Source organism: Nonomuraea sp. B12E4 (assembly GCF_039871825.1).
Lineage (GTDB): Bacteria > Actinomycetota > Actinomycetes > Streptosporangiales > Streptosporangiaceae > Nonomuraea.
The window spans coordinates 141570-155248 of record NZ_JBDPME010000021.1 but is presented as its reverse complement, the minus strand read 5'-3'; the positions used below and the strand labels follow the sequence as shown (position 1 = coordinate 155248).

Genomic DNA, 13679 nt, shown 5'->3' with positions numbered 1-13679 from the left:
TGATGACCCCGGAAGAGGACACGAATACGACGCGAGCCCTCCAGGGGCTGGAGGGTGGCTCGTCGGCGCGGCTGCAGGCAGTGCTGGCGCTCGGTACGACCCCAGACCCGCGGTTCATCGGCAAGCTCATCGAACGATGCGCGATCGAGCCCGATTTTTACGTGCGTGACATGCTTACGTGGGCACTCACCCGCCACCCGGCATCCATGACGGTCCCCAAGCTCATCGACGAGCTTCGCTCGGAGCGTGCGCAGGCACGAAGCCAGGCGTTGCACACCCTGTCCAAGATCGGGGATCGGCAGGCGTGGCCGGCGATCACCCGGGCACTTCTGACCGACGCCGACGACGAGGTGGCGCGCAGCGCCTGGCGAGCAGCGGTCGTACTCGTACCCGAAGGGGAAGAATCAGAGTTGGCCGCAGTGCTGGCGACGCAGCTCGGGCGCGGCGAGCGTGAGACACATATGAGCCTCAGCCGGGCGCTGATCGCGCTCGGCGAGGTGATCATGCCGACCCTGCGCGCCGCGATGACGGATCCCGACCCGCGCGTGCGACAGCACGCGATCGCCACGGAACGGCTGTTGCGCGACCCGGATGCCGGATTCGAGTTCGCGATCGAGGAGGCGAAGCGCGTCGTGGCCCTCGGCACGACCGGCCAGGAGGGGTGACAGGCAGTGTTGATCGGTGATGTGGCACGACGGTCCGGGGTCAGCGCCCGCATGCTCAGGCATTACGACTCGCTCGGCCTGGTGCGGCCGACGGGTCGTACCCGGGCCGGTTATCGAGAGTACTCCAGCGAGGACATCCGGCGGATCTTCCATATCGAGAGTCTGCGGTCATTGGGGCTGTCGCTGCGTGAAGTCGGGCGCGCGCTCGATGATCCCGGCTTCACGCCCTCGGAACTCGTCGACGACCTCATCCGCCAGACGCGAGAACGCATCGCCAACGAGACGGAGCTGCTCACTCGACTCCGTCGGATCGGTGCCGCGGAACCCGCCGGCTGGGACGAAGTCCTCCAGATCGTCGCACTCCTCCAGGCCCTGGGGTCGGAGAGCGCCGGGAAGCGCCAGCGCGCGGCCCTGTCCTCGGTCGATGAGGTTCCGGTGCCGGTGGAAGCGCTGGTCGAGGCAGCGCTGAGCGAGACGGACCCGAACGTCGCCGGAGCCCTTCGATGGGCTCTGGCGCAATCGGGCGAGGACGCATTGGCCCTGCTGGCCGAGGGCCTCGGCTCACCGGCACCCGAGGTGCGGAAGCGTGCCGTCCAGTCCATCGCCGAGATTCCGAACGGTGGGGCGACCGCCCTGCTGCAGGACGCCCTCACGAACTCCGACATCGTGGTCCGCAGGTGGGCGGCGCTGGCGCTCGGGGCACGTGGGGTGGCCGGCGCGGTTCCGACGCTCATCGACATGATCGTCGAGGGGGCGAACGACGCCGACGCAGCCGATGCGCTGAGCACGCTGGCGAGTGACTCAGCATTGGCGGATCAGATCGGCACGAGGCTCGTTGACTGCCTCGCCCACGGCACCGACGAATCGTCCGCGCGCCGACGGCTGACACAGGCGCTCGCGGACATCCCGGGAACCACGACATCACGTGCCCTCGCGGATCTGTCCCATGACGCGGACCGTGCCGTCGCGCTTACCGCGAGATACATTCTCACGATGCGGAACGCACGATAACGGATCTTCCGGAGTGCGTTCGCGCAGCTCACACCACGTGAAGCAGCCTTACAGCCGCACGGACGGTCCCATCTCCCGCGGATCGCCTTGCGTGGCCTCGGTGGCCGGTGTAGAACGTGTCTCGATGATGATCAAAGGTCGCTTGTGACCGTGTTCGGGATTCTCGGTGCTGTTCAGGCCCACTCCGCGGACGGGCCCGTGCATCTCTCGGGAAAGCAGCGGTCCGTCCTCGGCGTGTTGCTGCTCTACCCCAATACGCCGATCTCCCTGGAGCGCCTGATCGACTGCCTGTGGGATGAGCCGCCCGCGTCGGCCGTATCGAACATCCACAGCTACGTCACCCGCCTCCGCCGAACGGTCGCCCCCCAGCTCATCACCCAGGACCACGGCTATCTCCTCAGTCTTGAGCGGACCCAGCTCGACCTGCTCGTCTTCGAGGACACACTGAGCAAGGCCCGCCGCCACGCGGACGCCGGAGAGCTGGCCGCGGCCAACGACGGTTACCGGACCGCCCTGTCGCTGTGGCGTGGCCGACCCGCTGAGGACGCGCTGCTCACGTCCTCCGTGGCGCCTCGCGTCGCCGATCTGGAGGAACTGGCGCTTTCCGCCCGATCCGACTGGACCGATATCCGCCTGAGGCTGGGCCTGCACGAGGAGCTGATCGGCGAGCTACGGGCGCTCGCCGAGGCCAACTCGCTCAACGAACGCGTCTGGCGGCAGCTCATCCTGGCGCTCCACCGGTCCGGCAGGCGGGCCGAGGCCCTGGAGATGTACGGCCGGGTCCGGACGGTGCTGGCGGGCGAGCTGGGCGTCGAACCGGGCACCGAGCTCCAGAGCCTGCACGCGGCGATCCTGGGGAACGACGAGGCGCTCACCCTGCCCGTAGGCGAGACCGTTCGCCGCATCGTTCCCCGGCAGCTCCCGCCGGCGGTGGGCCGGCTGGTCGGCAGGCAGGCGGAGCTCGAACGACTGGACGAGGTTTCGGCCGCGCAGGTGATCCTCGTGGTCGGGGGCGCCGGAGTCGGCAAGACCACGCTCGCCGTCCACTGGGCTCATCGCGTGGCGGAGCGGTTCCCCGACGGGCAGCTCTTCCTCGACCTGCGGGGGTTCGACCAGGCGCCGCCGATGACCACGGCCGAGGCGCTGCCGCGTCTGATCCGGGCGCTCGGCTGGCCCGTGCAGGACATCCCCGTGGAGCTGGAGGCCCAGATCGGCCTGTACCGGTCGATCCTGGCCGGACAGCGTGTTCTCGTGGTGCTGGACAACGCCGCCGAGCCGGACCAGATCCGTTCGCTGATACCCCCCGAAGCCGGATCCCGGATGCTGGTCACCAGCCGCGACCGGCTGAGCGGCCTGGTGGCGCTGGAGTCGGCCGGGTCGGTCACGCTGGACGTGCTGGACCAGGACGAAGCCATCGATCTGCTCGCCGAAACCATCGGAAAGGACAGAGTCCGCAGTGAGCCGCAGACCGCCGCGCGCCTGGCCGAACTCTGCGCGCGCCTGCCGCTGGCCCTGCGGGTGGCGGGCGCCAAGGTGGCGGGCAGCCCGCACAAGACGCTCGCCCAGTACGTGGCCGAGCTCGGCGATCACGATCTTCTCTCCCACCTGGAGGTCGAGGGCGATCGGCGTACGGCGGTGCGCGGCGCGGTCGGCCGATCGCATGAGGCGCTGGCCCCGGCGGGGCGGCGGCTGTTCCGGCTGATCGGGCTGGTGCCGAACACCGGGGTCACCGTCGCGGGCGCGGCGGCACTGTCGGGCTACTCCCCGGCGGACACGGCCAAGCTCCTGGACGACCTGGCGCGGGTCCATCTGATGAACGCGGGACCGGACCGCTACACCTGCCACGACCTGCTGGTCACGTACGCCGCGGAGCGGGCCGAGGAGGAGGACCCGCCCGCCGAGCGCGAGGCCGCCATCAACCGGTACTTCGACTTCTACCTGCGGACGATCGTCGCCGTGGGTGAGCACGTCGATGCGTGCGCGGTCAAACCGGCGCCGGACGGACCGGTCACGGAGGTGATGCCGCTCACCTTCGGCAGCATGGCCGACGCGAAGGACTGGCTCTACCGGGAGTGGAACACCATCGCCGCGCTGATCGCCCGCGCGGCGGAGCGCGGCCCGTACTTCATGGCGTGGCGGCTGGCCGATGCCCTGAGAGACGTCCTGCCCTGGAACTGGCCCGTCCCCGAGTCGCTGCGCATCGCCGAGCTTGGCCTCAAGGCCGCCCGCATCGAGCAGGACAGCATGGGACAGGGCGCGATGCTGCTGTGCATCGGCTATGCACAGTGGCGGATCGCCGACCTGGACGCCGCCATAGACGCCTACCGCCAGGCGCTGCCATTCCTGCGCCGCGTGGGCTGGCGTACGGGAGAATCGGCCGTGCTGCGCGCCAGCGGGGTGGCTCTCGCCCAGGCCGGGGCGCCCGAGCAGGCCATCGGCCGGTTCCGGCGAGCCCTGGCGATCGATCGCGAGCTCGGCAACCGCGCGGGCGAGGCGTCCAGTCTCGGCAATCTGGCCTCGCTCTATCTCGACCTCGGTCGCTTGCACGACTCGGAAGCGCGCCACCGCCAGGCGCTCGCCGCGGCCATCCAGATCGGCACGCGCCGACTCGAGGCCGTCGTCCTTACCAACCTCGGAGTGATTCAGCGGGAGATGGGCCGGCTTGAGGACGCCTTCGCCACACTCAGCAAATCATGGTCCGTCGGGCGCGAGATCGGATCCTCGTACGCGGAGGCCATGGCGCTGGAATCCCTCGGTGGCGTGCATCTGGAGGCCGGTCGCTATGACTCCGCGCTGCGCGTCCTGGCGGAGGCGGTACCCGTGGCCAAGAGCGTCGAGAACCACGAAATCGAGGTGCGCGCGCTGATCGGGCTGGCGCTGGCGAGCGTCCGGCGCGGGGATGCCGGAGACGCCGCCGGCCACCTCGCCGCGGCCGCGGCCGTCGCCGAACACACCAGCAACGTGCCGAACCAGGTGGAGCTGCTGCTGGCGCGGTCGGAGCTGGCCCGCTTCCGAGGGCTTCACACCGAGGCGCTGGCCCACGCCGACCATGCCCGGCATCTGGCGGACAATGGGTACCCCTTGGCACTGGGCAAGACACACAACGCCATCTCGGCCGCGCGCCTCGGCCTGGGCGAGCTGGCCTTCTGCGAGGAGCACTGTGAGGAGGCGCTACGGGTCTTCCGGCGAACCGGGCAGCGGCTCGCCCAGGCCAGAACGCTGATCACGCTGGGACGTGTGCTTCAGCGTACGGGGCGGGAGAGCGCGGCCCGGTCGGCTTGGCGACACGCGCACGCCATCGCGACGAGAGCCGGCGCACCGGAACAGCATGAGACGTTCGCCTTGCTCAACCAAAGTGTCTCAGGCCGGTCCTGAGCTCGCGGTGGTCGTGCTCGATTCCTCAGCGATCCCGACGGACGGGTGGCCGCGCTGCTGAGCGAGCTCCAGCGGGCCCCGCGAACCGCGGGCGAGCTGAGCGTCGCCCTCAAGGAGCGAGGGTTCGACGTCTCGGAGGCGGAGGTCGCGGCGGGCCGCCGCCTGATCGACCGCGTCACCAGGTACGACGCCGTCCGTTCCGAATAGTTGCCACAAGAAAGCGGAAAGTCAGGTCATGTCGCCCGCCGGTTCGGGTGCCTCCTTGCGAACGTGCATGCGGAGGTGGTTTCAGTGACCAGGATGCCCAAGGCGTTCGCGAAGGCCGCGAAGAGGCACGGCGTACCGGAACGCGTCCTGCTCGCCGTGTCGTACCTGCAGTCGCGTTGGGACTGCAACGGCGGCGGGCCCAGCACGGCCGCGGGGTTCGGCCCCATGCACCTCACCGACGGTGCCGCGCTGGGCAGGTCGCGCCGGCACCACCCCGACGGGGATGGGGACCTGCGCGGGGACGGCTCGCTCCCGCCGAAGTCCTCCATGGGGCGGCGGGGCGGCCGGCACGCGTCGCAGCACACTCTGGAGCACGCCGCCGAGCTGACCGGGACGAGCCGCGACCGCCTGCGCAAGGACCCGGCGGCCAACATCGCCGGCGGCGCGGCGCTGCTCGCCGACTACCAGCGGGCCCTGGGCGCCCCGGCGAGCGCCGACCCCGCCGACTGGTACGGCGCGGTGGCGCGCTACTCGGGTGCCTCGACCGAGGAGGCCGCGGCGGCCTTCGCCGACGAGGTGTACGAGGTCATCCGCGAGGGCGTCACCCGGGTGCCCGACAACGGCACCAAGATGACGCTGGCCCCCTCTCCCGAGGTGAGCCCGACCCGCTTCTGGCTGACCAGGCTGAACCTGCCCCGCCTGGCCCGCGCCGACGCCGTGGAGTGCCCCGACTCGATCGCCTGTGAGTGGATCCCGGCGCCGTACCAGGACCTGGGCAACGGCAAGTACGGCAACCACGACCTCGCCGACCGTCCCAACAGCCAGACGATCCACTACATCGTCATCCACGACACCGAGGTCGAGTACGACCCGTCGATCTGCATCGTGCACAACCCGACCGGCAAGGCGAGCTGGCACTACACGCTGCGCGCGTACGACGGCCACCTCGCCCAGCACGTACGCACCAAGGACGTGGCCTGGCACGCCGGCAACTGGTACGTCAACACCAAGGCCATCGGCCTGGAACACGAGGGCTTCCTCGCCGCCGGCGGCTTCTGGTACACCGAGGCGATGTACCGCACGTCCGCCAAGCTCGTGCGTTTCCTGGCCGACAAATACGACATCCCGCTGGACCGCGCCCACATCATCGGCCATGACAACGTGCCCGGCCTGCTGCCGGACAAGGTGGAGACGATGCACGAGGACCCGGGTCCGTACTGGGACTGGGCCCACTTCTTCGAGCTGATGGGCGCGCCCCTGCGTCCCGACGGCGACGCCACCACGGCCACGGTCATGATCCTGCCCGACTACGACCGCAACCGTCCGAAATACACCGGCTGCGACGAGGCGAATCCCGGCGATGACTGCCGCCCGCACGGCTCGGCCTCCATCTGGCTGCACACCGAACCGCGCGAGGACGCGCCCCTTGTGAAGGACATCGGGAAGCACCCGAGGGGCGAATCCACCTACAGCGTGTACGACCACGCCGCCCGCGCCGTCACCGGCCAGCGCTACGTCGTCGCCGAGCGGCAGGGCGACTGGACGGCCATCTGGTACCTGGGACAGAAGGCGTGGTTCCACAACCCGGAGTCCCTTCCCGTGGCCGTCCCCAGCCGTACCCGGATCGCGACGCCCCGGCCGGGCCTCGCATCGGTCCCCGTGTACGGCCGCGCCCACCCGGAGCCGGAGGCGGCACCATCGGGGGTGATGATGGAGCCCCTGATCCCGCTGCAGTACAAGTTCCCGGCTGAACAGTCGTACACGGTCGGCCTGACCACCATCGGAGAGCACTACCACGCCAAGACCTTCGACGTGAGCGGACATCGCGTGGTTCGCGGCACCCAGGAATACCACCAGATCCAGTTCGGCCACCGCGTCATGTTCGTCAGGAGCCAGGACGTCGTGGTGACCGAATCGTGAAGACGTGATCGCGGTCCACGCTCCTCACGTGTGACTCGTCCGTAAGCTGTGGGTGTGTCCCCCTCACTGGTCCTGCTCGACGGCGTCCGCTGGCAGGGTGTGCGCGTGGTCGGTGGTCGCGCGCAGACCCTGCTGGCCGTGCTCGCCATGCACGGGCGTGCGGGGGTCAGCGACGAGCGCCTGGTCGAGGAGCTGTGGCCCGAGGAGGCGCCGGCCAATCCGACCAAGGCGCTGCAGGTGGTCGTCTCACGGACCAGGGCGGCGACCGGGGCCGACGTCGTGGAGCGGATCCCGCATGGTTACCGGCTCGGGCTCGCCGCGGGCGAGGTGGACGCGTTGCTGCTCGGCAGGCTGGTGGAGCAGGCGCGGGCCGCACTGGGCGAGGACGACACGGTGCTCGCCCGTCGCCACGCCGAACAGGCCATGGGTCTCGTGGACGGCGGCCTGGAGGAGGCCACGGGCGCGCTCGGCGAGCTGAGGGGGGCCGCGGCGGCGTCGGTGGCCGAGGCGCGGCGCGTGGCCGCGGTCGCGTGGGGCCGGAGCGGGGCGCACGAGGGCGCGCTGACGCTGCTGGAGGAGGTCGCGGCCGATCGGCCGCACGACGAGGAGCTGCTCGCCTGCCTGCTGCGCAGCGAGGCCGCCGTCCGCGGGGCCGGTGCCGCGCTGGAACGTTACGAGCGCTACCGCGCGGGCCTGGTCGCGCGGCTCGGCACCGAACCGGGACCCGAGCTCGCCCGCGTGTACGCCGAACTCCTAGCCGCCGACCGGCCGGTGCGTGCGGGCATCCTGTACGACGGTTCCTCCCTGCTCGGCCGCGAGGGCGACATCCGCGCCCTGCACGCCCTGCTGCAGACCAACCGGGTGGTCTCCATCGTCGGCCCTGGCGGGCTCGGCAAGACGCGGCTGGCCCACGTCGTCGGCAGGAACGCCGCGCAGCCCGTCGCCCACTTCGTCGAGCTCGTCGGCGTCTCCTCGCCGGAGGGCGTGGTGGGCGAGGTGGGCTCGGCGCTCGGGGTCCGTGACTCGGTCCGCGGGCGCCGTGCCAGGACCGTCGAGCAGCGCTCCGACATCCGCGCCCGGATCGCCCAGCATCTCGACCAGGCCCCGGCGCTGCTGATCCTGGACAACTGCGAGCACGTGATCGAGGCCGTCGCCGACCTGGTGGCGTTCCTGAGCGTGACGACCCGCGACCTGCGGGTGCTGATCACCTCGCGCGCCCCCTTGTCGATCCCCGCCGAACGCGTCTACCTGCTCGGCGAGCTGCCCACGGGCGACGCGGTGGAGCTGTTCCGCCAGCGCGCCACGGCCGCCCGCCCGCGGGTGCGGATCGACGAGGGAGCGGCCGAAGAGATCGTCGCCCGCCTCGACGGGCTGCCGCTGGCGATCGAGCTGGCCGCGGCCAAGGTGCGGGTGATGTCGGTGGAGGAGATCGCGCGGCGCCTGGCGGACCGGTTCGCCCTGCTGCGCGGCGGCAACCGTACGGCTCCCGACCGGCACCAGACGCTGCTCGCGGTCATCGACTGGTCGTGGAACCTGCTGGACGAGCCCGAACGTCGGGCGTTGCGGTGGTTGTCGCTGTTCGGCGACGGGTTCACGCTGGCCGCCGCCGAGCACGTACTGGGTCCGGACGCCCTGCAGGTCATGGACGCGCTGACCGAGCAGTCGATGCTGGCCGTCCGCGAGACCGCGTACGGCCTGCGCTACCGGATGCTGGAGACCGTCAGGGAGTTCGGGCGGTTGCGGCTGAGGGAGGCCGGCGAGGAGGAGTCCGCCCGGGCGGCGCAGCGGGCCTGGGCGACGGCCTACGCCCTGGAACACGCGAACAAGCTGTTCAGCCCGGCGCAGTACGCGGCGGTCGACGCGTTGCGCGCCGAGGAGAGCAATCTCGCCGATCTGCTCCGGCAGGCGCTCGGCGAGCCCGATCCGGCCACGACGGTCCAGTTGCTGGCCGGCGTCGGCTCGCTGTGGGTGGTTCGGGGCGACCACCCCCGGTTCCTCGTGCACTGGGAGGCGATCACCCAGGTGGTCGGCGGCTGGATGCCGCCGCCGGACCTCGTCGAGGCGACCAGGGCCGCCCTCCTGATCACGCTCATGAACATCGTCATCGTGACCGACCACCGCGGCGATGCGCTGCGCGACCTGCTCCGTGCGCTGCCCATCAGCGACGAGACGGATCCCCGCGTGGCGGCGATGACCACGGTGGCGCTCGCGAGCGACATGGCCGACGGTGCCGAGCTGAGCCGCCGGCTGGCGGAGCTGAGCCGGAGCAACGACCATGACCTGGCGCTGGCGGCGACGCAGATGAGCGTCCACGTCCTGGAGAACGCGGGAGACGTGACAGGGGCGGTCGAGGCCGCCGAACGGACCCTGTCGATGCTTCGCAGGGACGAGGGGCCGTGGTTCGCCGCGATCATGCACGCCGTGCTGGCCCACCTGGTCATGCAGCTCGGTGACCGCCGGCGGGCGGTCGGACACGCGCGGACCGCCGTCCCGGTGATGAGCCGGCTCGGCGCCACCGACGACGAGACCCAGCTCCGCTCGGTGCTGTTGATCTCCGCGTTGGACGACGGTGACCTCGACGCCGCGGAGGCCGAGCTCGCCGAGATCATCCGGGTCAACGACAGCGAGGCGGTGCTCGCCGGGATGGCGATAGTTTCATTGTGCGTGGCCGAGATCGCCCTGGCCCGTGGCGAGACGGCCGCCGCGCTCGCGGAATGCCGCCTGGCCGTCCAGAGGGCGCGCGACCTGCGCCTGCCCGGGATGCCGCCCGCGAAGTTCACGCCGTGGACGATCGTCGCGGAGTCGGCCACCCTGACGGCGTACGCGTACCATGCCCCGCCGGAGGACGTTCACTACGGTGCGGAGTTGTTCTCCGCCGTCCTGGGCTATGACCTGCTGGGCCCGGAAAATCCCGCTCTGGACTACCCGCTGTGTGGTTCGATGCTCTTCGGGCTCGGTGCCTGGGGGCTGCTGCGGGAGGCCGTCGATCCCCGGGACGCGATCGGGTTGCTGGTGCTGGCCGAGCGGTTCTCGTACAACAGCCGCATGCCCAGCATGGCCTTCGAGCGGATCGAACCGTACGCGGAGCGGGTCGCGCCCGGGATGATCGCGGCCGTGCGGGCGAAGTACGGCGATCGGCGCGGCGCCGACCTGCTCGACGAGGCGCGGAGTCTCGTCGAGCAGATCGCCGGCCGCGACGGGGAGTCACATGTGCCGCTTGTAGCTGCGTACCGACAGCGGCGCGAAGACCGCGATGACGACCAGGCAGGCCAGGATCGTCCAGCCCACCTCGCCGCTGACGAGGGCGCTGTTGGCGAGGTCGCGGGCGGCCGTGACCAGGTGTGAGACCGGGTTGATCCGGACGAACGCGGCCAGCCAGCCGGGCAGGCTGTCGACCGGGACGAACGCGTTCGACAGGAACGTCAGCGGGAACAAGATCATCATGGAGATGCCCTGCACGGCCTGGGCGCTGCGGGCGATCGTACCGATCCAGGTGAAGATCCACGCCAGCGACCAGCCCGTGAAGATCGCCAGCAGGATCGCGGCGAGCACGCCGCCCACCCCGCCGCCCGGGCGGTAGCCCATCACCAGGCCCATCGCGAAGGTCAGCGTGGCCGCGATCGTGTAGCGCAGCAGGTCGGCCACCATCGGGCCGGCGAGTGGCGCGATCCGGGCGATCGGCAGCGACTTGAACCGGTCGAAAACGCCCTTCTCCATGTCCTCGCGCAGTTGCGTGCCCGTGACCATGCACGTCGTCAGCACGGTCTGGGCGATGATGCCAGGGATCATCAGGGGCAGGTAACTCTGCACGTCGCCGGCGATGGCGCCGCCGAAGACGTAGGCGAACATCGCGGTGAACAGGATGGGCTGCAGCGCCACGTCGAAGAACTGCTCCGGGTTGCGGCGCATCTTCTTCACAGCCCGCCACGCCATCGTCAGGGTCTGGGCGAACGCCTCCCCCATGGAGCCGCGCCGCCGGGCGGCCGCCACGCGGTCGGCGGCCCGGACCGCCTCGCGGGCGGGTGCGATCGTGGTGCTCATCGCCTCTCCTCGGTGCCGTTCTCGTCGCCGTCCGTCTCGTGGCCGGTCAGGGCCAGGAACACCTCGTCCAGGCTGGGCTTGGCCACGCTCACCGAGGAGATCGACACCCCGGCGGTACGCAGCGCGATCAGCACGTCCGCGGCCAGGTCGGCCTGGTCGAGCGCGACGTTGAGGCGGCCCTGCTCCGGGCTGAGGACCGGGTCGGAGCCGAGGACCCGCCGGACCACCGTCACGGCGGCGGGCACCTCGGCCGGCTCGGCGAGCAGCAGTTGGAGGGTGGAGTTGCCGACCGCGGTCTTCAGCTCGTCGGGGGTGCCCTCGGCGACCTTGCGGCCGTGGTCGATGACGGCGACGCGGTCGGCGAGCTGGTCGGCCTCGTCCAGATACTGCGTGGTCAGCAGCACCGTGCAGCCGTCGGCGACCAGGCCGCGGATGGTGTCCCACATCTGGCCGCGCGTACGCGGATCGAGCCCCGTGGTCGGCTCGTCAAGGAAGATCAGCGGCGGCCTGGTGATCAGGCTGGCCGCGAGGTCGAGGCGCCGGCGCATGCCGCCGGAGAACTGCGCGATCGGCTTGTCGGCCGCCTCCTCCAGGCCGAACTGGCCCAGCAACTCGATGGCGATACGCCGGGCACGCGGCGCGGCGATGCCCTGCAGGCGGCTGAAAAGCCAGAGGTTCTCGCGGGCGGTCAGGTTCTCGTCGACCGACGCGTACTGTCCGGTGACACCGACCAACTGGCGGATCACGTGCGGATTGCCGGCCACATCGACCCCGAAGATCTCGGCCCGGCCCGCGTCGATCTTCAACAGGGTGGCCAACATCCGTAGCGTGGTGGTCTTGCCGGCGCCGTTCGGGCCGAGGACGCCGAAAATCTCGCCGGTACGCACCTCAAGGTCGATCCCGTCAACGGCCCGGTGCTCACCGAACGTCTTGACCAGCCCTTGCGCACGTACGGCCGGCTCGACGCCCCCGCCGGGAGCCGGGCCACCCCCGGTACGTCCGAGTTCTGTAATGCTCATGCCTTCACTGTCGGCGCCCCGGGTTTCACGCCACCCTCGACCGGGTTTCACGGGGTTACGGGCAGGCGGCCCGAGCGACCCCGCACAGCGGCTGAGCACGATCTTCTTGAGCAACACGGCCTGGTCGAGGGCCTGCGGGGCCTCTGGCGTGGATAAGGTGCCCTGTGTGAGTGACGTGCGGATCGTGTATCGCAAGTACGGCGGGACGTTGCACTGGAACCATCCGGGCCAGGTGCTCGGCGAGGACGAACACGGGGTCTGGGCGGGGGTGCCAGGCGGGACGGTGGCCCGCAAGGGGGATGCGCCGCCGGTCACCTGGGAGGCGGCCGCGATCATGCTGTTTCCCAGGGACGCCTGGTGGACGGCGTCGTTCAACGCGCCGCCGCACAAGTGTGAGATCTACGTCGATGTCACCACCGTTCCGGAATGGCGGGACGGTGAGGTGACGATGTTGGATCTCGATCTCGACGTCCTGCGGATGCGGGACGGGCGGCTCATTCTCGATGACGTGGACGAGTTCGCCGAGCACCAGGTCCTGCTCGGATATCCGCCCGAGTTGATCGCACAGGCGGAGGGCACCGCGAAGTGGTTGCTCGATGCCGTCGGGGAGAGGAAAGGCCCGTTCGGGGGTGCGCATCTGGCATGGCTCGCGATGGTGGCCTAGCTGGTGGCGATGAAGCAGGTGCCGCTCGCAGGGAAGGTCGTATTCGTTGACTGGCATGGCGTGCTGTCCTGCGACCTCTTCTGGTCGTCCATCCGGGACGAGACCCGGCATCCGGTGGCGCTCAGCCCGGGACGGCCGCACGATTCTCGTCGGCGGCGGCTCTTCAGCCCGTGGCGACGGATCGCTGGTTGAAGGCCAGATCCTGCTGCGGCCCTGGCCGCAGGCAAGGGCGAACCTGAATTCAACCCCAGGGTTGCTGGATTGGCTGGGCGGCGGCGGTGCGGGATGTTCTCATCAACCGCACCGCCGTCCTTCCCTCAGACGACCTCGCCCTCCAGCAGGGCCTTCCAGACCTCGTCTGCCTTATGCGCGGGCCACCGGTAGGTCTCGTGGATCGTTCTTTCCTCCTCGCCGTGACGGCTCCGGCGAATGAATGACTGGCCGGCCGCGCGGCACAGTTCGTAGCTGATCTCTCGGCAGCGGCAGGTCCAGGCCACGACGCGAGTTCGGTGCTGCTCCTTGGAGGGCGGTCGCCAGACCAACTGCATGTGCCCCTCCCGTGCCTCTTTCACGTGCGGACTGATGCAGTCCGTGATGATCTCCACTGCGCAGCTCGCTTTCTTCCGGAACCGCAACATTCGAACGCTCCAACGCGCGCAACCATACTGCTATTTCGATAACGCACCTAGGGGTTCCGCAGTTGACCGAGGATCCTTATCGCCTTGCCAGTAAGGTGGCTAGGTGGCAACTGTCCATGGCAGAGGCAAGAGGAGCAGG

At 70.2% G+C, this 13679-nt stretch carries 9 protein-coding genes and 1 pseudogene; 7 read left to right on the top strand and 3 right to left on the bottom strand.

The window, feature by feature from the left end; all coding sequences use genetic code 11:
• The first annotated feature begins 2 nt into the window (after positions 1–2).
• The 6 genes and pseudogenes from ABGB18_RS35590 to ABGB18_RS35565 form a co-directional block, all read left to right on the top strand.
• On the top strand, positions 3–665 hold the full coding sequence (locus tag ABGB18_RS35590; RefSeq protein WP_347700050.1) for a HEAT repeat domain-containing protein: 663 nt from the start codon (positions 3–5) through the stop codon (positions 663–665).
• A 6-nt stretch (positions 666–671) separates the two neighbouring features.
• Positions 672–1676, top strand: coding sequence for a HEAT repeat domain-containing protein (locus tag ABGB18_RS35585; RefSeq protein WP_347700049.1), 1005 nt, complete (start codon positions 672–674; stop codon positions 1674–1676).
• 198 nt (positions 1677–1874) lie between these two features.
• Positions 1875–5051, top strand: a complete 3177-nt coding sequence (locus ABGB18_RS35580; protein WP_347700048.1) for a tetratricopeptide repeat protein — start codon at positions 1875–1877, stop codon at positions 5049–5051.
• Positions 5052–5096: 45 nt separating this feature from the next.
• On the top strand, positions 5097–5258 hold the full coding sequence (locus ABGB18_RS35575) for a hypothetical protein (protein ID WP_347700047.1): 162 nt from the start codon (positions 5097–5099) through the stop codon (positions 5256–5258).
• A gap of 93 nt (positions 5259–5351) precedes the next feature.
• Complete coding sequence (locus tag ABGB18_RS35570; RefSeq protein ID WP_347700071.1) at positions 5352–7178, top strand: peptidoglycan recognition family protein; 1827 nt, start codon at positions 5352–5354, stop codon at positions 7176–7178.
• Between the two features lie 147 nt (positions 7179–7325).
• Positions 7326–8696: pseudogene (locus tag ABGB18_RS35565) on the top strand (BTAD domain-containing putative transcriptional regulator); the annotation flags it as partial.
• A gap of 1686 nt (positions 8697–10382) precedes the next feature.
• Here ABGB18_RS35565 and ABGB18_RS35560 read toward each other — a convergent pair.
• Both ABGB18_RS35560 and ABGB18_RS35555 read right to left on the bottom strand, forming a co-directional pair.
• Positions 10383–11219, bottom strand: coding sequence for an ABC transporter permease (locus tag ABGB18_RS35560; RefSeq protein WP_347700046.1), 837 nt, complete (start codon positions 11217–11219; stop codon positions 10383–10385).
• Entirely contained in the window at positions 11216–12238 is a 1023-nt protein-coding gene (locus ABGB18_RS35555; protein ID WP_347700045.1) for an ATP-binding cassette domain-containing protein, read from the bottom strand. The genes ABGB18_RS35560 and ABGB18_RS35555 overlap by 4 nt, the downstream gene beginning before the upstream one ends.
• Before the next feature lie 166 nt (positions 12239–12404).
• Between ABGB18_RS35555 and ABGB18_RS35550 the strand changes: the two genes are divergently transcribed.
• The gene (locus tag ABGB18_RS35550) at positions 12405–12902 is read left to right on the top strand and encodes a DUF402 domain-containing protein (protein WP_347700044.1); all 498 of its coding nucleotides are present in this window, start codon (positions 12405–12407) and stop codon (positions 12900–12902) included.
• Positions 12903–13219: 317 nt separating this feature from the next.
• On the opposite strand, the gene ABGB18_RS35545 is transcribed toward ABGB18_RS35550, so the two are convergent.
• Complete coding sequence (locus ABGB18_RS35545) at positions 13220–13507, bottom strand: hypothetical protein (RefSeq protein ID WP_347700043.1); 288 nt, start codon at positions 13505–13507, stop codon at positions 13220–13222.
• Positions 13508–13679: the final 172 nt, after the last annotated feature.